Here is a 19,974-nt window from a genome sequence, read left to right on the forward strand (position 1 = left end):
AATATATTTTCCTTTTTCCAGTTTTAGTTTTTCCAAAATATCACTCCTCTTGATCTGTTCCAGATTGTTATGCAGAACCTCAGCCATGGGTGAACCGACCACATAAGTACGTTCTTTAGGAGTACCCGCAGCATTCAGGTAACGACGGGCATGCTCGGAGTAGCAAAGGTTCACGTCAGCAGTCACATCGACAATCCTCAGGTTCGTTTCTTCAGGAAGGTATTCATCAAAACAGCGGTTACCCGCTTCCATATGAAAGATAGGGATATGAAGATGCTTAGCACCAATAATGAAAAAGCAGGAATTGGTATCGGATATCCAGTAGGATACGAATACCTGACAAGAAATTCGGAGTAGTCGAAACCTCCTTATTTAAAGTGCCCGTCTTAACTATGGGAGGAGCACTTTGAACCTGAACGGAAACTACTTTGTGACGAGTGTCTTTGTAGCATTTTTCAAATAAGCTATAAGGAATCTTGTTTCTAAAGCAGAATTTCTGCATGAATTCGCCAACCGGAAAAGCTTCGGCTTTATAACGAATAAAAAAACTTTCAAAATCTGAGTCACTGTACATAATTTAATATTTTTGGTTACAACGACAAATATCTCCATTTTTTATCAATTTTCATATACGTCCTTTTTAGAAACTAACTAACTGGTGCTCCATCAAAGTCACCTGTGAAAATCCAAAGACAATTACGATATGGGTCATTCACAATGGCATCTACATGGTTGATAGTATCTTGTGTGGAAAGTATTTACAACCTACCATTTATCCTTGCTCACACATTTATAGACAGACACCAAATTCTTTGCCCTATTGCCAAGACATCAACCCCAATAATGCCATCGTCAACATTAGTTATACCTTCAACCTGAATAAAAACCTGCGGACAGATATCTTTTCCACAGAAATAACCTTTAGAAAGTGAGTTACCCACAATATTTAGTTAATGAATCATTTTGCCAATAGACAGCTTAACATTCTGTTCATCCAGCACCCAAGTAGTACAAGCTCCCATTCTCATGAGGCGATACAAGTATCTGCAACGCCCGAGGATTCATTCTTTTTTACCTTGAAATACAGGAATGGTCTTCAAGACCTTACCCTCTTCAAGTATAAACATATCTCCATAACGGCAGCGGAGTAATTTTCTCCAAAGAAAGATAACAGAAAGGAGAAAGATTCTTGCCTATAGCATTAACTATAAAACAAATGGTATTCTTGTAAACGTATAAATCAAAAATATTTAAAATAAGCAATGGATTCGATCTACAGTTTCGCGCCAAACACCTACCTTTTTTGAATTTTACTTACGGATTCGCTTATCCAATCCAAGGAACTGATAGAGTTTGATACCAAAATCGAACATCCAAGCATCGCTCTTGTATTTATATTGAGGTTCTTTAGGAAGATTAAACCACTTCCACATCTCTTCCTCTGTTACCTCAAGACGCTTTGCTACCTCCTTAAACATCAGCATGCACTCTTCTTCAGAACAAGGAGGTTCTTCAAGAATCTTTAGTGCTTCTTCGCGAGTTATCTGACCAGTAACTACAAGACTAGACAATTGAGCGCGTCGTATATCACAACCAAAACGCTTTGGTGCCCACCAAGCCTCAAGGAACTTAGTCAGCAGGTCCTCAAAGTGCTTCTGTTCGTAGGGCTCATAGCCATACTCCTTTACGAGAGTATCAATCATCGACTGCTTGGTAAACTCCACTAGGTTCAGCGGTTGAAGAGTCTTTACTCCCTTAATATAAGGAATGATGAACTTATGTTTAATACCAGAGGTCCAAACATAGTCCTTCACTTTCACGTTTCCGTGCTTTTTGAGCACATCCTTTACATAAGTAGGATCGGATGTTTGGCCACCACCAGCAAACCAAGAAGCAGGATCAGCAACCACCTCAGTACAGATGTTATAGCCATTCATAATGTACTTGACGCCCAACTCTTGAGAGTACTTGTCAATCTGAGCGATAAAGGCATGATCCTGAGGGACGTCAAGAGCTGGAAGGCCCGTTTTAAAGAATGCAATCTGCATCTGACGGAGTTCTTCCCAGTTCAGTTTCTGAATATGAAGATGTACTCTAAGCTTATCACAAATCTTCTTAATATTGTTCTCTGCAACAGGAAGGTTCCAACCGCAGTCAATATGAAATACGAAAGGGCGTAAGCCCCATTCCTTCACAGCAAGGTGAAGCATGTAGCTACTGTCCAAACCTCCACTCAGACCAAGGATACAATCGTATTTTTTATCCCTCCCCGACAGCTTTATCTTCTCTATAAGCGCTTTCAATTCAGTCTCATGCCCTTTGCCATAATTCCAACTTGGGAGGATTCGCTCTTTATACTCATTACATCTCATACAAACGCCATTCTCATCGAATACGATATCTGGATCACTTGTATCCATCACACAACATTTGCAGACCTGATAAGGGGTAATTTGCTTGTATGCCATAATTATTCTTCTATTTGTTATTATTGTTTTATTCAAGAATAGCCCTTTATTAGTGCAAAAAAGGCACTGGGGGGGGGAGATTTTACAGATTAGACATTGACAAATCATACTAACTTAAAGAACTTCTTGTAAAAGACATTGTATGATTTTTTATTATGCTCAAAAAGCACTTCTTTATTCGAATCTGAACTTGCTCCCTCAAGGTGTAGCACTTTTATAGAAGGACAATAATAAATAGGTACGTTCTTACTTTGAGCATTCATTGCCAAATACCACTCTTCATTATAAAGAAACATATTATTATCAAATATTGGTTGTAATATCCTTGCGGCCTCTTCTGTAATCATAAAGAATGATCCATGTGGTGAAAATATTTTCTGTAATTTACTTCTACTAAATTTCTTCATAACAAGAAAGTACTCTCGTACCAAACGAGTATATACATGAGTCATTGTATACAGCCATTTCATATTATGTTCTAAAGCATAATGTGTTATATCAAACAAGAATGGTAACTTCCAAGGCAAATCTGGATTTTGTAGTTTACCAGTCAACATTCTTGTTTCTGGTGCAATAATAGCTTTTTGTTCCTTTATCTCGTCCAAATATGATAGATCTTTGATAATGATATCTGAATTTGATACTATGAGAAAATTACAGGAATAATGCTTCAAAGCGTACTCTACACCAATGTTATTTCCATAACCATAACCCTCGTTATCAACTTGGAGAAAATCTGCCCCAAAATTTTCTGCTATCTCCTTACACTCTTCTAAACTCTCTTCATCATAAAACGAGTTTATTACAATAACTTTGCTATCTTGCTCTGAAAAGTTTTCAAAGAAGTTTTCTAGAACATTAGTATTCTTATAAACCAATACGATGAATATATATTTATAAGTTTTCATTTCACAAACATCTATTATTGTAAATAATTGAATTTATTTTTGCATAACACAAATATAGTGGAACCATCAAGTCAAAACTACATAATACAGGGTTTGTAGCGTCTGCCAACAAAACTAAAAAGTAGCCAACAAGCAAGTAAGCAAATAAGCAATCATTGTACTTTTTTGCATATTTCAAACCAATCCAAAATGGGCCTATTACGCCAATAAGATATAGAATAAATCCAATTAAACCTCTGCTTGCCAACATATATAGATAAGTTAATTCAAATTGATATTTCCAAATTCCTCTAATGCTTTCATAAAGTTTCATACCTGTGCCTGCTCCAAACAAAGGGTATTCTATAAATGTATTCATTAATTGCTTTGCTTGCAAAAACTTTACAGGCTCCTCATCTGAATCAAATGCTTTTGTAAAAGTAAATAAATAACCTTCAAAAACCTCAGGTTGAGTAATGTAAAAGTATAGAATGAAAATTATTAGCAATGAAATAAATATAGATGCATAACGTTTGATGTTCTTTACAACATCCTTTGACAATTGTTTTCCCATAAACACAGCAAGAAGTGGGGCTAAAGGAAAAATCATCATTAAACTTCGTCTTCCTGAAATGATTAATAAAAAAAAACTAAACAATAAAATTATTGTCTGTATTAATCTAGTAACTCCAAATTCATACTTTGTCAACCATAACATCAAGAAAACGGGAATAGTATATGTTAGTACATTAAGATTCACAAAGTTCATTCTGGAAGTGTTTCCATAGAAACTAAATGGTATTTCTATTTCTGGATAAATATTGGGAAATGAAAAACCATATATTATACTAAACGCATAACACAAATCATATAGAATTAAAAAAGAATGTATACAAAATAAGATTTGTATCAAATATTTATAATTCTCTTGTCGCAATAATAAAGGCAATGCAATAAAAAAAGAAACTAAGGGCCACAATACTCCTGTCGTAAATCCAATAAATGAATTTTCATAGCCCCTTATTGTTCCGCCCAAAATTCCTATTAATGCAGAAAGACATAGCGGAACATATAGTTTAAATACCCTATTTGAAATAAATATTTGCCTAGAATTTAACAAAAGTAAAAGTAAAAGAATGAAAATTTTTATCTCATAATATCTAGCTTCAAAAATCAACATTAAGGATAGCAGTAATGCTCCTAAAAAGAATTTGATTTTTTTCATTTTCTTTTCTTCTTGAATCCATCAACAACACCCTGCAACATATTCTTCGTAACCTGAATATGTTCATCAGATATAACAGGAATTACGAAAAAATCTGCGAGTAATCTAAATAAAATTTTCCTTTTCCACTTTGCAGGAGCGTATGTTCTGATAAACAACCAAAACACATTTCGATATTGATAATAGTACCTAAAGGCTGAAGATACTCCAAAATGGATTCCAAATATAGAAAAGTATTTATTTCCCACTGTATGTCGAAGAAGCACATTTCCAGTCATATAAGTTAGTATGCCTTTATCAGAAGCACGCCAGCACCATTCACAGTCTACATAGTCAATAAACAATTCTTCTTCTAAAGGCCCTATTATTCTTGCCACTTCTGTGTTTAAGAACATTCCTGATGATATTATATCAGAAACAATACAGAATTCTTCTTGTGGGTTTGCTAGATTCTTGTACGCAATATTTGTAGCTTCTTCTACTACTATCGGTCCTAATAACCCCATTCTTGTATCAGCTTTGCTTATTGAAATATATTCTTTCTTCATATTCTCAATAAACTCCAATGACACCAAAGAGTCTTGATCAAAGAAAATAATATACTTATACCCTAAATCTACTGCTTTCCTGATGCCTACGTTCTGAGCAGCAGCAATCCCTCTATTTTTAAATTGTGGCAGATAATTAGTTATGTACACCTTATGTTCTGAAGGGCTGTTATCGACACCTATGACACAAATGTCCTTATTTAGGTTTTCAAAATTTTGCAACTGTTTATCTGATGGATTATAAAAAACGACAATTACAGCTACATCTTGCATAAATTCATTCATATGATTGGCGTTTCTGTTTTGAAAGATAAAAACAAGCAATATCTTTTACTACACGAGATGAAGCCTTTCCATCTTCAAAATTTCCAATTTTCTCCAAAAATGAATTGATCTTCTGAATGTAAATTTCTCCATTATGCCCCATTATATTATTCAGCAAATCCTCAGAAGTATAAGCAATTGTGTACGGAAGTTCATCTTTGGTTATATAAACCCCCCGTTCGTTGGATGTATAATGCTCCATATCAGAAGCGAACAAGAAACATGGCTTCTTTGTTAACGCATAATCGAAGAAAGAACTGCTAAAATCAGTAATCAATGCATCCGCACACAAGAGGTACTCTTGCATATCATCACCAATATTACCATTAAATATTGAATCGTTATATAAACCAGTCAAATTAATTTCAGTTAAAACATGGCTATGGAATCTACATACGATACCCCATTCTCCTCCGTATTTATTATTCAATTCATTAAGCAGCTTTCTAGGTTGGATGGCATCCAACTGACATGCGCCATTTTGCGACATTTCTTTTCTAAAAGTAGGCGCAAATAACATTAACTTCTTATCTACAGGAAGTTTCAGCTTTTCCTTGATTTGTACGACATCTATTCTTTCAAAGAATATGTCATTTCTTGGAGTGCCATACTTTACAATTGGAAGTTCACCTCCAAATGCTTTCTTAAATTTTTCATATGTTAAGTTACAACCGGCTACTACGTAATCAGCATTATGATAAAATCGGCATTTTTTGGGAAAATCAAGACTATCCATACCTATACACTTGTATGGGGTTCCATGCCAAGTTGAAATATTTAGCTGCTTTTCTGATTTACGAGATAACCTTCCAAAAAGCATCTTGTGAATTAACCCATTCGTACCCGGATACTGACGTAATCCCATGTTATTGTCAACAACAACGGAAGCATTGTATATATAATAATAGTGAAGGAAAGATTGAAATACAACCTTTTTGACACTATTAGGAAAATTGCCAGAATTGGCTTTATTTATACACCAAGCTATATTTATATCGGGATAAAACTCAACCAACTTCTTATAAATATACTTGGGGTTATCGCTGAATTGGCCAAAGAAACTACAGAAGTATACAATCTTTTTTGATGGCAAAAACAGCGAGTATAAATAAGAAACGATAATATATAGAACTTTCATTACATCAATAACTTATGTTTGATCTTGCGAAGGAACACTAAAATTTCTCCTAATGGTTTACATTTTACTGCATAGTTTTCATCTAACTCACGTTTGAAAGACATCAACCAAAACATAATCAACTTTGCCACTTTGACACGTTCTCTATTCTGTGGCTTTATAGGCTCATATCGTATTGTATTACCAGATATAGCATCGTCAACTATATTCATGATAATACGAGATGAGTCGCCAATGTTAGAGAAGTTGTTTTTTGCAAACTCTTCTGCAGATACTCTATAAGAATCGTAGTTATCAACTATAGCCTTGACACAATCGCTCAATTGACTCTTTTTAGTCTTTATCACAAAATCATAATCACATTTCGGAAATCGGCTTGGAGTCGTGTCAGGAATTAACCAATCTGATACTGACACAGCTGGAATCCCCATCATTAAAGCTTCACACATTGTGGAAGACTCTTCTGATACTAAAAGATCTGAAACTGCAATCGCTTCAAAAATATTCGTTACAGGAGGAAGAATAACGACACGACTATTTGAGCTATGTAGACACTCCATTTCCTTAATGTTTTTTACTATCTGTGGCCATTTTGCTTCGTTCCAAGGAGCTTGCTTTACTAATATGTTCACATCTAGCTTTATCATGGCCTGTACAAAATCATCTTGTTTATTGTCGTTCTCCCAAGCTGGTGCGTACAATACTGTTTTCTTGTTGAGATCAAGATTATGTTTAGCATAGAACTCCTCCTTGCTTGAGTTCTTTTTTATCTCGTTGATTACATCAGCTTTAGGCCAACCAACTAAATACATTCCAAGCCTTGGATTTGCATAAAAATACTTAGAACAGGCATTCCAGTTATCGACCCATTGCTTGCTTGGAAGAATTCCAATATCGTATTTATTCCACGGTTCACGATACCAAATATCTGGCCAATTGCTATACTGTTGAATGATATCATGCAACATAATTACAGAGAACTTACTATGCTGAGGAAAATTAATATGGTGGCAATAAAATCCAATTTCACATTTTTCCAATATATTTTGGGTCATCTTAGTAGTATAACCTCTTCTTTCTGCCTCAGCAACAATTGGTTTATACATACTTATCTGAGCACTATTATCATAAATAAAGGTAATCTCTTTTTTTTGCATATCAACTAAATTTTACAAATTTCGCAATATTATTTCTACTAGCCAAAAGGACAGCACAGGCTAGAACAATTATTGAATAACGCACATATGGGATCTTATATAAAAAGAGGGTTATGAAAACTGCAATAATTATTAGAATCACTGAGCCAAATATCAACCGATTATTGAAAATATTTTGTTTTATATTATTCTTTCTGCACACTTTATTCATAAATATAAAGTGGCTTATCGTGAACAATATGTAACACGTCAAGTCGGTATATCCAGCTGACAGGTAGCCAAATACAGGGATTGTTAAATAATTCAATAACACTTTAGTCAAACCGACAGATAATGATGCCCACATGACAAATTTTGTTGCACTATAATAGAACTCAACGCTTGAGAAGAAACTATAACAGAATGTTAAATAGACTCCTGCTGCCGTAACGGGCATTATTAGCATAGCCTCTTTATATTCACTTGTTCCAATAACACTGATAACTTCAGGAGAAATAAGCATTACAAATATGACCGATAACCCAACCAAAAGGCAGAGTTTATCAACAACTGGTTTAACCGATTGGAAGTCTCTATATTTTAATCGCTCATAAAACCATGGTACAAACGAAGCATTAATAGCAGCAGTCAGGACTGTCATAGCCTGTGATATTTGGAACGCCAAAGTATAAATACCAGCTTTGTCTGCACCAACCATGTCCTTAATCATAATACGATCGACCTGTCCTAATATGATAAGAGACAAGTAATGAGGAACTAATGGGATGTTATATTTCAAAGCAAAGATCCAATACCTTTTATCATAGAAGCACTTTCCTTTTATGAAATAATAAATATAAAAAATTCCGCTAAACACTATTTGAGAAATCAAAAATCCCCAAATTATAGCTTCATCTCGCCAATCTGTTAACAGAAATAGAATAATGCTACATAATGGAGTTAGCATAGATGTTAACAATGTAACTATTATCATGGACACATACTTATATTCCACTCGTTGCCTTACAAGCCAAAATGATAAAGCAGGTGTAGTAATATAATACAAAAGCAGAAGCAACATCGTAACTTTTCCCATATCAAAAGCATCTTCCCAAAAAAACTGAAAAGGAAAATACAAACAAAAGAGGCCAAGAGTAACTATGGTACCTAGTGCTTGCATAGACGATGTATATCTGTCCCTATCTTGATCAAAATCTACAAGTGCTTTTGTAAATACACCACAATATAAATTGAGAGTGGCAAATATGATGATAATATCTTTCCATGCAATAAATGTAACATAATTACCATATTCTTCAACAGTAAGAAGTCTTACAAATATTGGAATAACAATAAATGAAATTCCTTTTTGCAAAATATTGCACAAGGTATACCATATAGCAGCTTTTTTTGTAACAGATAATGACTTGTATGTTTGCAAGTATTTCATGATCAATAGCCTACAATCTATTTGAGTTCAGCTTATAATCATAACTATGCCTTCCTTCATCCCTAAAGTCTGCCTTATAGCGAGCGAGCACATTCTTGAAAATCTCTTCATACTGTGGTATAAACAAGTCTTCTTTTGCTTCAAGATTCGCAATAATATCATCAGCAAGAGTAGTAGTAACAGAGAGATCGGTTTTTCCATTGTTGAAACTGGTTCCCTTAATAGAACCAGGAGATACATTAAGGATACGGTTACTACTTCCACCTTTCTCCAATTCCACATTGATACTCTCAATGAATATCTTGAGAGCCGCCTTCGTCGCTCCATAGACAGCAAAGAATGGTGATGACATAAATCCTGCAATACTTACCATTATACCACAACGGAAATCCTCATCACTCATGAGTTTGTCCACAAAATGATAAATGATGCGAATTGGAGCTACCGCATTGACACTAAACGAGCTTATTATATGTTGTTCAGATACATCCTTGAATAAACTAAGCTTTCCAAAGCCAGCAGTAATCATCAAAGTATCAATATCTTTGAATCTATCAAAGTTGGAAAAATCTTCTGAGGTTAAGTCGAACAGAATGCTTTCAAACTTCGAATTGGAGAACTTTTCTGCAACTGCAACTTTATCAACAATATAGATTTTCTCGTAGTCCTCACGTTTGGCCAACTGAGTAGCAATAGCGAGTCCGATACCGTTAGCTCCTCCTACGATTAATGCTTTTCTCATATTTCTTTGAAATTTTCTCTTTGATTAAACTTCTCAATAACCTCTGCAATAGCAACACTCTCTCGCTGACGAAGCTTATATGAACTCTTGCGCTGGTTCACAATCATAGACATAAACTCCTGTATTTCATAGCGAAGGCCATCGCCATCGTAACTGTAGAAATACTTCTTGTTTTTGGTCTGATCTTCATAACGAATTTCAAAGAAGTCGGTCAGCCACCATGGAGCAGGAACATACACATATCCCTTTGTACCAGAGATAACCATATTGCCCTCAGTTTTCACGCCAATGCCCAAAGTCATAGAAGCTGTTGCACGCGGGTAGCAGATGTTTACCTTTGTATAAATATCCACATCATTTTCCATCTTAGAGTAAAAGTCTACCTTGGAATAATCTTTACCAAGAAGTTTGATAATGGCCATCATGTTGAGTGGAGCGTGCTCGTTCATAGCACCACCTGCCTGTGCGGCATCCAACTCTCGGGTAGGTGCAGTTACCATTTTCGAAAGCGACGTCTTTACATCCACAACATCACCAATTACTCCGCTCTTTACAAGTGTAACAAGGTGGTTAAACGAAGGACAGAAGGCAGTTTTACTCGCCTCCAAAAGAACAAGATTGTGAGTCTCTGCAAAATCATATAACTCACGAGCCTGAACAGTAGAAAGCACAAAAGGAATCTCGCAAAGTACATGCTTGCCAGCACAAAGCGATTGCTTAGTGTATTCATAATGAGTAAGGTGAGAAGATGCCACATAGACGGCATCAATCTCACTCAAAAAATCGTCATACCTATCTGAAAACACCTTCAAACCAAACATCTCGCCAAATTCATCTGCGCTCTCTTTATTCGGATCATATACAGCAATTACTTTTGCACTATTGACTACTTTACTTTCTGGAACGAAACGTTTAGCGATACGGCCAGAACCCACAATACCGATACGATAAACCTCTTCAGTCTGTTCTCGAAGCATAGTGGAAGAGATGCCTTCAGTGCGAGGAAGATAGATCACTTTGCAATACTCGTTCAGATAGTCAAACTTACCCTCCCAATCCGAACCAATAGCAAAAATATCCACATCATATCGCTGGATATCATCAATCTTCTGACCGAGGTAATCTTCAATTATCACCTCGTCAGCATAACCAGTTGCTTTAACTGCTTCAACACGCTCCAACACGTTGTTGCGCACATTGAGCTTACCTCGCCCACGATCGAAGCTGTCGCTAGTAACTCCCACGATAAGGTAGTCACCAAGCTCCTTTACGCGTCGAAGAAGATTAATATGACCTTCATGCAGAAGATCGTAGGTGCCGTATGTGATAATTTTTTTCATTAAAATTATAAAAATTATTATGTAGTAACCAGTGTATCGAACTACTAAGTTCTACCTATATGGTTGCTTATCCTTTGTTCACTATAATTTCATATTAAGCTCCTCCAGTGCTCCTTTCATTACTTCCTACATAGCGCAGATCCTCAATATCATCTATTTCATACCATTTTAAACCATTTATCTTTAAGACAAAAATAGGAGAAATGCGTTGCAACATAGAGAGTAACTCATACTCATATCAGAGTTTAGGTATTAGTTTGTAGAACTTGAAGAGAATTTATGGATGCCGACAAGTCCTCTTTGGTATTGATTAAAATCATCCTTCTTCACCGAACAGGTAAGGATGCGGTTATTGTTAGACTCTACATAATACTCCTGAAACTTGGTAGCAGGAATAATGAGCATCGCATCAAGAGTAGAACACTTGATTTGTAAAAAAATGGCTTTTTCTCAAATGCAAGACCAGACTCTAACAAGAAGAAATCATTCTCTCCAATCGCTTCTCAGCAATCCAAGAATGTATACATGCCGTTAATTTCAGCACATTTTCTGTGTATTGACCAAAGCAAGTACCCATACCCACAGCCATAATTACATAAGCCTTATTCATAGTACGATATGTTTATGTAGCCATACAATAATTACCATACTGCATGTAAAACATTGATTTATTTTTGGCTACGTATGGAGGGGGAGGTAATTTGGGGTTTAATTATTTGATTTATAATAAATTCAGCAACTATGTCAATATTTTCAAATTGAATAGTCTTTGGAAGATCAACATTGAAAGCTTTCTTGACCTTGGCAACAAGCTGGTCGGTAAAAACAAGAGTAGCGTCAGTTACATTCTCTATACCATCACAATAGATGGATTTACGGTTTGCTTCGCGCATCTGATCCATTGACCAAATGGATTCATCAAACTGTGCAGTTGCCGAAACACCATCAATAATGACAGGATAACCGCCAATTTCACCATCTACACCAGGGGCATGAACTTTCACCTGCTTTTTCTCTCGAAAAGCAGTCAAAACAGAGTCAATGATGTTGAAGTTGCTGGAAGCATTCATCATATTGCGTTTCTGGTCAACGGGCATAGCAATAGAGCAAGTCTTGAGAAGTTCTTCTTTATTGAACTGAATAGTCCTGCCTTGATACTTAATGTCAAGCAGAATATCCTGTCCTTCAGCATGACCTTCTTTTGAAATAACTACATCATGAAAGTGAGAAACAGCAAGCGTAACATCAATCTCGTTGAGATTAGTCATACCATACTTCTCTGCAATATAGAACTTCATGCGAGGGATAAGATGGTTCAAGTTTCCACTACCAAAATCAAAGTATGTCTTAACTGAAGATTTTAACCAAGGAATTACAGCATCAGAATATGATGTATTGATTGAAATGGCCTCACAGCCAGCCTGAGCGTAAGCCTCCATGATATTTTTAGCATAACGTATAGAAAGGGGCGTCCAAATGCCATAAGCACGAAGGTTACTCCATGAGATACTGCCGTACTTCAGGCCAGAATAGACGCGACTACTATTGACTATGAAGTCTGGATTCTCAGTCTTAAGGGCTACAGCAATACTGTTAACATCATTAAGATCACAATTGCCCACTACTTTAATTTCACTTCGGCATTGCCTACGAATGGTAGAAGCTGTACGGATAATATTTACATCCATCTGCATCTTCTCTGTATTTCGTCCGGCTACAACAAGACGAAGCTGCGGATCACCAAGAGAAACAAGATAATCCAGTAAGTAGCAGCCAACGCTACCCAAGCCAATAATCATAATAGTTATCGGCTGATTGTTATCAACCTTCTGCTTTAAAAAGGTAAGTTTTTTATTTAAAAGTTCCATATTTACATCAATTTTCTTACAATTATATAATCTGCTACAGTATTGCAGTTGTACCATTCCGCGAAAGTCACTACATCATAATCTTCAGCATTCATATCTCTAAAGTAATCCTGAATAATTTCAAGATTGGTACCCTGTAACTGTTTTTCCGAGAGAGTCTTGACGACATTCAAGAGTTTCTCTGAAGAAGCAAACTTCCACATTTGACCACTATTAAAAATTGCCTCAAATGGTTCAGGAACAGTCAAGGTTTGATGATTTATATCGTACAGATACCTTGGTTTACCATCGGCATTGATATACAATACAACTGCCTTGTTCGAGTAGATTGGTTCACAATTGATGGAAATAACACTCTTCGCAGATTCATATACCTGTTTGAAGGTAGAAGCCATAAAAAACAAATCGCCTTCTACAAAAGTTACATCGCCAGACTCCTTGATAGCCTCTATTCCTTTGTATAAACTGTACCCCGAGCCATAATCCTTAAAATGGTCATTATAAACCAGCTCTAACTTATCTCCATAAACAGAGAGTTCGTCCTTAACGAACTTATCCAACTTCTCATAGAGATAACCACCCACAATAATGTATTTATCATACTGCCCACAATTCTTCAACAGCTGAGAAAGAAGAGAGTATTGAGGTTCATCAATATAATAAAGACACTTCAAGGTATCTTCCTTCGTATCGCGATTGAAACGTGTGGATGTTCCTGCGACTGTAATGATCAGATATTTCATTTTTTAATATTATTACGCCACATTGAAAGACCTTGCCAAATAGTCTGACTCGAGCACATCACCATTATCATTCCAAGACTGCATAGAGTAAACCTCAGAGGTAGAACAATTGATATAGGTGTCAGTACCTATTGCGATTACACGTTCCAAGAAACCCTTCATTGCAAAGACATTTGTGTGGCATGTACTTTCTACCTCATAAAAATGCTTTGTATGGACAACATTCACGCAGTTAATCACTACAAGACGACCGTCGCACTCTACTTTTTGTGTATTAGCCTTCTCACATACCTCATCCATTTGAACTACACAGTTAATATCGTAATTATAGAATATAAAAGAAGGATTATCCACAATGTCTTTTACGGTATTGATAGAACTTATAAAGAAATTATCAAAACCGATTACCTTGTGGTCTTGTGTAACAAACTGACATGAAAGCTCACTACCAGTCATACCTGTGACGCCACTTATTGCATATAGGTTTTTCATTTATATTCCAAATTTTAACCGTTCACTATAAAACTTATCTATCTCTTCTGGAAAAAGTGCTTGTTCCGCCTCTATATCATAAGGGACTGTATTGAAATGTGTTTCACCTGTCTGGAAATCTATATACACATATTGTGCAAAAGGATTATGATTTCGAGGCTGACCTACAGATCCAGGATTGATAAAGGTTGTTCTTTTCTGATTACGCATCGTAGAATTATCAGCCTTGAAGAATACGTCAATCTTAAAGGGCTGATGAATATGCCCGCTGATTACATAATCATATTCCTGATACCTCTCATCTTCAATCTTTGAGGGAGTCAACTTGCCCCAATATGGATCCTCAATACTGCCATGAAGGAGAAGCACATTATAACCATCTATCTCTAGCTTCTGCATAGGCTCTTGCATCACATTATCGATGTAATCAATGGAAAACTGATTGAGATGACTTCTTGTATAGGTTGACATCACACGCCCTCTTTCTGACGAGAAACGGAAAAGTTCACCATCAATCAAAGCCTTTTCATGGTTACCCTTCAAATTAGCGATCAATGGAATTTTGACATCTTGCATGCGCTGGATAATTTCGTTGGATCGCATACCATAGTCGATAAAGTCTCCTAAGCTAATCATTGAATCTGGACGATAACGCTTTTCAATATCAGCAAGAACCGCCTCGAAAGCAGAAAGATTAGCGTGAATATCAGCAAACAGAATTGCTTTCATAGATTACTTCTGTAGAAACTCCATAAAAGCCTCTTTGTTCTGAATAGGATTTACGGTAGGACGGCCAAGATCCTTGCGGTTACCCTTCTTGACGCAAACCTGTAGGAGAATAGGTCCTTCTACTGACTTTAGCGTTTCAAGAGTCTCATTGAAAGCTTCAAAGGTATCAACTGAGTAGGTTACCTTATACCCCACAGCCATTGCCACAGCACATAAGTCAATCTTCAAGCCAACAGTAGGCTGACCACCAACAGAATCATGTGCACCATTATTGAACACTACATGCACATAATTCTTGCACTTCATGCTGGCTGTAATAGCCATATTGCCCATGTGCATGATACTGGCACCATCACCATCAAAACAATAAACTCTACGCTCAGGCTTCTGGAGTGCAATACCAAGAGCAATCTGAGATGCATGTCCCATTGAACCAACAGTAAGGAGGTCACGTTCATGGCCTTGATTCCAAGCTGTACGAGCCTCAAAGAGCTCGCGGGAGATCATACCTGTGGTGGATATAATACAAGCATTATCTTCGATGCTTGAAGCGACCTTCTGAATAGCCTCTTCACGAGATATAGTAAGATTATTGGTCTCCACGTTCTGAAGTTTGTATGCATCAAAAGTATCCTTCTCAATAACAAGGGCATAACACTCGTTAGTTGCTTTCATGAAATCGGCAGCAATCTTTATCTGCTTTACCGCACCTTCTTCGTCCTTTGGCAGAATGGCATAGTTGATACCCATGGTGTTGAGTAAACCTGTGGTCACCTTACCTTGCTTCACATGTTGGGGCTCATCATATACACCTGGACGTCCTCTCCAACCGATAACAAGAAGTACAGGAATATTGTAAACCTCCTTATCAGTGAGTGATGCAAGAGGATTGATGATATTGCCCTCACCAGAATTCTGCATATAAACCACAGGCACCTTACCAGTAGCTAAGTGATAGCCAACTGCAATGCCCATAGCACCACCTTCGTTGGCAGCAATGATATTATGCTCAACAGGAAGATTATCAGTAATATATGCACAAATATTCTTGAGCAATGAATCTGGAACACCAACATAGAAATCTATTCCGTGTTCCTTAAGCTTATTTACGAAAAATTCAGGTCTTACCATTTTCTTTACTTTTTTTTTGTCCCAGGAATAAGGTTGAGAATCTGCTTGATAGGCATACAGTACTGTTCAGATGCCTCAAGCGAACGGCTGGTGCGGAGAATGGTCTCAGCGCACTTTACCATTGCAGGATAAGCCGAACGAAGCATGTGGTTTGCATAGATTACTACATTGATGCCCCACTCTGCAAGTTCCTCTTCAGTGAATAGGTTATAGGTAGTAGGTACAACGATAATCGGAGTGTGATCGTCCTTTTCGCGAAAACGCAAGCAGAACTCCTTAATGTCCTCACCAGACTTCTCCTTTGAGTGAATCATAATACCATCTGTACCCGCTTCAACGTAAGCATGACAACGCTCAAGAGCATCATCCACCGATTTACCTGCAATGAGAGACTCACAACGACTGACAATCATGAAATCACGAGTAATTTGTGCCTCCTTACCGACACGAATCTTAGCTTGGAAGCCCTCGATGGTATCTTGAGTCTGAACGGCATCGGTTCCGAAGAGTGAATTCTGCTTCAGGCCTACCTTATCTTCGATGATTACACAAGAGATACCAAGGCGCTCAAGAGTACGAACGGTAAATCCGAAATGCTCAATCTTTCCCCCCGTATCTCCATCGAAGATGACAGGCTTAGTGGTTACTTCGAGGGTATCATTGAGGTCATGCAGACGAGTTGTCAAGTCAACCGCCTCAATATCAGGCTTACCTTTAGAAGTCGAGTCGGTAAGTGAAGAAGCCCACATACCGTCAAACTCACGCTCCTGTCCGTTGACTTCAACCTTGGTGTGTTCTGCAATAAGACCAGTAAGACCATTGTGAGACTCAAGAATGCGCACTATAGGCTTTGCTGCAATGAGGCGACGAAAGGAAGAAAGGCGCATCTGAGGAGTTACACCGAGAGCATCAATCTCCTGTTTGATGCCTGATGCTGAAATATTCTGAGTATAAGGTATCTCGATAACCTCTCCTCCCAACCTCTCCATCACCTTGTATACTTCATCGCGAATATACTTATCAGGACCTGTCTGCCAATCGTCACCATGAATGATGTAATCAGGCTTATACTCAAGAAGATTAGGAATATAGCTCCAATCATCCTGAGGAACCACCTTCGATACGTTCTTGATATTCTCAACAACGTTCTTTCTCTGCTCCCAAGTGAGGTAAGGAAGACGACGGTGGTTAGCTATCGCCTTATCAGTGAACAAACCAATCATCACTTCGCCATATTCAGCAGCTTTGTTGATGATGTTGATGTAACCAGGGTGCATGATATCACCTATCATACCAAGATAAACTGTTTTTACCATACATGTATTGTGTTAATATTATATTATCCAAAGATGTGTAATCTTCTAAATGACTAAAACAAGAAGACTATACGACAATTAATATCATTCAGAACATGATAAATCTAAAATCCTACTTCAGTTGTTTCGTAGTACATATCAAAGAGATTAAGAGTTCCGCCAATAATGGCGCTCACCTGTGGGTTTTGATATAACCCATTTTCTATGAATGATTCGTACTCTTGAACAGAAATCCTGTCATATATATCTTGTGAAAATTAAAGAAAACCTACATATCCATGATCAATAGAGAGGATATTGCTTTCTCTGCCCTCAGGAACTAACGAGAATAATTGCATTCAAGAACTAATACCTTGAATAGCTTCGAAAGCCATATAGCTTTCATTGTATCGTCACATCATTCAATCATACCTAGGATTATTCCTTCTACATGCCCTCTATAGTTTTCGCCATGCGCTCACTTGGCTATCACGGTTACACGATCTGTTGGTAATACGCTTTTAATAAGAATCAGCAATCATGTGATTTGAAGTGTAGTCTGCATTGTTACTGAAATAGCATTTTGTCTTATTCTATTGTAGATGGACTCAGCCATTCTGAAGTCCGACTCTTGACCGTTTCCATGATTTGAAGTTTTGTCCCGTAAAGACAAATATATAATGTACTCCCGTCAACTCAAACGCTTAAAGATGTTTCATTTTACATCATCAGGCATTTCCGAATTGATTATTACAAAAGTAAATTCAGCTTCCTTAATTCGATTGTAATACTTAGCTGGAAATTCTTTGAGATTTTTACTATTGAGTTCGATTCTTTAAAGTATCGTGTCCATAGAAACAGTTCGTTTCTCTATTTTGATGTCTTCAGAATCAAAAGAGCATATTCTATCCTCGCCTTCTATCTCAATTTTTATTCCACTTTCAGTCTGTTGTGTCGATAATAAAGATAATGTTCCTACTTTATGTTTAACACTATCAAGCAAAACTCCAAACTAACTCTTACTTTTAAGCTCGTTATTTTTAAACAGAAACTCATGGACACTACCATCATCAGATTTAATGATATATATGGAAGTATCGTCAGTAATAGATACTCGAGGAAGATTTACAAATGACTTATTGTATTATCCATAATAGTGTATCAGTGTTAAAATACAGAATACAATATTTTTGTTGTGTATTAGCTGTCAACTCTCTTTATACATAATAGCATATAAAGTGTAAAGACTTACTTCTGAACACGCATCTAAGAAGCAATCTTATACACATATTACATTGACATATTACTTTGCGAGGTTGGCAATGCCGTTGAGCTCATTCTGAATATATTCGAGAGAAGCAAGCTTTACCTTGGTCTCTTCAACAGAGAGCAGTTTAGTGTTATTTGAGTTGAAAGCTGTAAGTTGACAACGCTTTGAATCTCCCTCAGTGAAATATTTGTCGTAGTTGAGAGTACGATTATCGGCTGGTACACGAAAGAAATCCCCCATATCTTCAGCTTTTGCACATTCTTCATCGGTGAGGAGGGTCTCGTACATTTTCTCGCCGTGACGGATACCGATGACCTTAATTTCAGGTTCAGAAGGGTTTAAAGGGTTCGAAAGGTTCTGAGGTGCTTGGTGCTTGAAGAGGTCGCGGACCGCTTCGGCCTGAATTTGGATAGTGCAAGCTGGGGCTTTCTGAACAAGGATATCTCCGTTCTGACCATACTCAAAAGCAAAGAGAACGAGATCAACAGCTTCTTCGAGAGACATGATAAAACGGGTCATCTTTGGCTCGGTGAGAGTGATAGGATTGCCGTTACGAATCTGATCAATCCAAAGAGGAATAACGGAACCGCGAGAACACATTACATTTCCGTAACGGGTGCAACATATTTTTGTGTCGCCAGAATAGCGGGATTTAGCTACGGCGATTTTCTCCTCGATGGCCTTAGTGATACCCATGGCGTTGATAGGATAAGCTGCTTTGTCAGTAGAGAGACAGATAACAGCCTTTACCTTTGCTTCGATAGCTGTTGTGAGGACGTTGTCGGTACCGATGACGTTGGTCTTGACGGCTTCCATCGGGAAGAACTCGCAACTTGGTACTTGCTTCAAGGCTGCTGCATGGAAAATGTAATCTACTCCGTGCATAGCGTCACGGCATGACTGAAGGTTACGGACGTCGCCAATGAAGAACTTGATCTTGTGGGCCATTTCAGGCATCTTGGCTTGATACTCATGACGCATGTCGTTCTGCTTTTTCTCGTCACGCGAGAAGATGCGGATTTCGGCGATATCAGTCTCCAAAAAACGGTTGAGAACTGCGTTGCCAAAAGAACCGGTACCACCGGTAATCATAAGGATTTTGCCTGCAAAAATTGACATGATGTTATATTTTTAATTATTTTGTTCTGAAATGTTTTAAATGTTCGAAATATTCGAGAGGCTACCTTT

17 protein-coding genes and 1 pseudogene are annotated in these 19,974 nt (G+C 37.2%); all 18 read right to left on the bottom strand.

Annotated elements, in window-relative coordinates; translation table 11 throughout:
- A pseudogene (locus DWW10_RS17510) lies at positions 1-318 on the bottom strand (UDP-N-acetylglucosamine 2-epimerase); the annotation flags it as partial.
- A complete protein-coding gene (locus DWW10_RS17515) occupies positions 278-574 on the bottom strand; it encodes a hypothetical protein (RefSeq protein ID WP_118487145.1) in 297 nt (98 codons plus the stop codon). The pseudogene DWW10_RS17510 and the gene DWW10_RS17515, both read right to left, overlap by 41 nt.
- 736 nt (positions 575-1,310) lie before the next feature.
- Positions 1,311-2,468 carry an N-acetyl sugar amidotransferase gene (locus DWW10_RS17520; RefSeq protein WP_118487221.1) on the bottom strand — a complete coding sequence of 386 codons (1,158 nt, stop codon included), beginning with the start codon at positions 2,466-2,468 and terminating at the stop codon, positions 1,311-1,313.
- Between the two features lie 104 nt (positions 2,469-2,572).
- Positions 2,573-3,376, bottom strand: coding sequence for a glycosyltransferase family 2 protein (locus DWW10_RS17525; protein WP_118487147.1), 804 nt, complete (start codon positions 3,374-3,376; stop codon positions 2,573-2,575).
- A 1-nt stretch (position 3,377) separates the two neighbouring features.
- Positions 3,378-4,580, bottom strand: a complete 1,203-nt coding sequence (locus DWW10_RS17530) for an O-antigen ligase family protein (protein ID WP_118487149.1) — start codon at positions 4,578-4,580, stop codon at positions 3,378-3,380.
- Entirely contained in the window at positions 4,577-5,413 is an 837-nt protein-coding gene (locus DWW10_RS17535; protein WP_118487151.1) for a glycosyltransferase family protein, read from the bottom strand. The genes DWW10_RS17530 and DWW10_RS17535 overlap by 4 nt, the downstream gene beginning before the upstream one ends.
- Entirely contained in the window at positions 5,406-6,590 is a 1,185-nt protein-coding gene (locus DWW10_RS17540) for a CDP-glycerol glycerophosphotransferase family protein (protein ID WP_118487153.1), read from the bottom strand. Before DWW10_RS17540 ends, DWW10_RS17535 begins: the two co-directional genes overlap by 8 nt.
- Entirely contained in the window at positions 6,590-7,747 is a 1,158-nt protein-coding gene (locus DWW10_RS17545) for a CDP-glycerol glycerophosphotransferase family protein (protein ID WP_118487155.1), read from the bottom strand. Before DWW10_RS17545 ends, DWW10_RS17540 begins: the two co-directional genes overlap by 1 nt.
- A 1-nt stretch (position 7,748) precedes the next feature.
- Complete coding sequence (locus DWW10_RS17550; protein ID WP_118487157.1) at positions 7,749-9,176, bottom strand: lipopolysaccharide biosynthesis protein; 1,428 nt, start codon at positions 9,174-9,176, stop codon at positions 7,749-7,751.
- A 10-nt stretch (positions 9,177-9,186) separates the two neighbouring features.
- The gene (locus DWW10_RS17555; RefSeq protein ID WP_118487159.1) at positions 9,187-9,918 is read right to left on the bottom strand and encodes an SDR family NAD(P)-dependent oxidoreductase; all 732 of its coding nucleotides are present in this window, start codon (positions 9,916-9,918) and stop codon (positions 9,187-9,189) included.
- A complete protein-coding gene (locus DWW10_RS17560) occupies positions 9,915-11,258 on the bottom strand; it encodes a Gfo/Idh/MocA family oxidoreductase (protein ID WP_118487161.1) in 1,344 nt (447 codons plus the stop codon). The genes DWW10_RS17555 and DWW10_RS17560 overlap by 4 nt, the downstream gene beginning before the upstream one ends.
- Before the next feature lie 668 nt (positions 11,259-11,926).
- Complete coding sequence (locus tag DWW10_RS17565; protein WP_118487163.1) at positions 11,927-13,126, bottom strand: Rossmann-fold NAD(P)-binding domain-containing protein; 1,200 nt, start codon at positions 13,124-13,126, stop codon at positions 11,927-11,929.
- A 2-nt stretch (positions 13,127-13,128) separates the two neighbouring features.
- Positions 13,129-13,869, bottom strand: coding sequence for a DUF6564 domain-containing protein (locus DWW10_RS17570; protein ID WP_118487165.1), 741 nt, complete (start codon positions 13,867-13,869; stop codon positions 13,129-13,131).
- 12 nt (positions 13,870-13,881) lie between these two features.
- On the bottom strand, positions 13,882-14,361 hold the full coding sequence (locus DWW10_RS17575) for an NAD-dependent epimerase/dehydratase family protein (protein WP_259320503.1): 480 nt from the start codon (positions 14,359-14,361) through the stop codon (positions 13,882-13,884).
- Entirely contained in the window at positions 14,362-15,090 is a 729-nt protein-coding gene (locus DWW10_RS17580) for a metallophosphoesterase family protein (protein WP_118487167.1), read from the bottom strand.
- A gap of 3 nt (positions 15,091-15,093) precedes the next feature.
- Positions 15,094-16,221, bottom strand: a complete 1,128-nt coding sequence (gene aepY, locus DWW10_RS17585; protein WP_118487169.1) for a phosphonopyruvate decarboxylase — start codon at positions 16,219-16,221, stop codon at positions 15,094-15,096.
- Between the two features lie 5 nt (positions 16,222-16,226).
- Positions 16,227-17,537 carry a phosphoenolpyruvate mutase gene (gene aepX / locus DWW10_RS17590; protein ID WP_118487171.1) on the bottom strand — a complete coding sequence of 437 codons (1,311 nt, stop codon included), beginning with the start codon at positions 17,535-17,537 and terminating at the stop codon, positions 16,227-16,229.
- A gap of 1,282 nt (positions 17,538-18,819) precedes the next feature.
- Positions 18,820-19,905, bottom strand: a complete 1,086-nt coding sequence (locus DWW10_RS17595; RefSeq protein ID WP_118487173.1) for a polysaccharide biosynthesis protein — start codon at positions 19,903-19,905, stop codon at positions 18,820-18,822.
- Between the last annotated feature and the right edge of the window lie 69 nt (positions 19,906-19,974).

The organism is Bacteroides intestinalis (genome assembly GCF_003464595.1).
Classification (GTDB): domain Bacteria; phylum Bacteroidota; class Bacteroidia; order Bacteroidales; family Bacteroidaceae; genus Bacteroides; species Bacteroides intestinalis_A.

Excerpts from the sequence above, each read along its gene's own strand:
- aepY (WP_118487169.1), bottom strand. The coding sequence starts at position 16,221 with ATGGTAAGACCTGAATTTTTCGTAAATAAGCTTAAGGAACACGGAATA.
- DWW10_RS17595 (WP_118487173.1), bottom strand. The coding sequence starts at position 19,905 with ATGTCAATTTTTGCAGGCAAAATCCTTATGATTACCGGTGGTACCGGT.
- DWW10_RS17575 (WP_259320503.1), bottom strand. The coding sequence starts at position 14,361 with ATGAAAAACCTATATGCAATAAGTGGCGTCACAGGTATGACTGGTAGT.
- DWW10_RS17565 (WP_118487163.1), bottom strand. The coding sequence starts at position 13,126 with ATGGAACTTTTAAATAAAAAACTTACCTTTTTAAAGCAGAAGGTTGAT.
- DWW10_RS17555 (WP_118487159.1), bottom strand. The coding sequence starts at position 9,918 with ATGAGAAAAGCATTAATCGTAGGAGGAGCTAACGGTATCGGACTCGCT.
- DWW10_RS17570 (WP_118487165.1), bottom strand. The coding sequence starts at position 13,869 with ATGAAATATCTGATCATTACAGTCGCAGGAACATCCACACGTTTCAAT.
- DWW10_RS17520 (WP_118487221.1), bottom strand. The coding sequence starts at position 2,468 with ATGGCATACAAGCAAATTACCCCTTATCAGGTCTGCAAATGTTGTGTG.
- DWW10_RS17525 (WP_118487147.1), bottom strand. The coding sequence starts at position 3,376 with ATGAAAACTTATAAATATATATTCATCGTATTGGTTTATAAGAATACT.
- aepX (WP_118487171.1), bottom strand. The coding sequence starts at position 17,537 with ATGGTAAAAACAGTTTATCTTGGTATGATAGGTGATATCATGCACCCT.
- DWW10_RS17545 (WP_118487155.1), bottom strand. The coding sequence starts at position 7,747 with ATGCAAAAAAAAGAGATTACCTTTATTTATGATAATAGTGCTCAGATA.
- DWW10_RS17560 (WP_118487161.1), bottom strand. The coding sequence starts at position 11,258 with ATGAAAAAAATTATCACATACGGCACCTACGATCTTCTGCATGAAGGT.
- DWW10_RS17515 (WP_118487145.1), bottom strand. The coding sequence starts at position 574 with ATGTACAGTGACTCAGATTTTGAAAGTTTTTTTATTCGTTATAAAGCC.
- DWW10_RS17530 (WP_118487149.1), bottom strand. The coding sequence starts at position 4,580 with ATGAAAAAAATCAAATTCTTTTTAGGAGCATTACTGCTATCCTTAATG.
- DWW10_RS17535 (WP_118487151.1), bottom strand. The coding sequence starts at position 5,413 with ATGAATGAATTTATGCAAGATGTAGCTGTAATTGTCGTTTTTTATAAT.
- DWW10_RS17540 (WP_118487153.1), bottom strand. The coding sequence starts at position 6,590 with ATGAAAGTTCTATATATTATCGTTTCTTATTTATACTCGCTGTTTTTG.
- DWW10_RS17580 (WP_118487167.1), bottom strand. The coding sequence starts at position 15,090 with ATGAAAGCAATTCTGTTTGCTGATATTCACGCTAATCTTTCTGCTTTC.
- DWW10_RS17550 (WP_118487157.1), bottom strand. The coding sequence starts at position 9,176 with ATGAAATACTTGCAAACATACAAGTCATTATCTGTTACAAAAAAAGCT.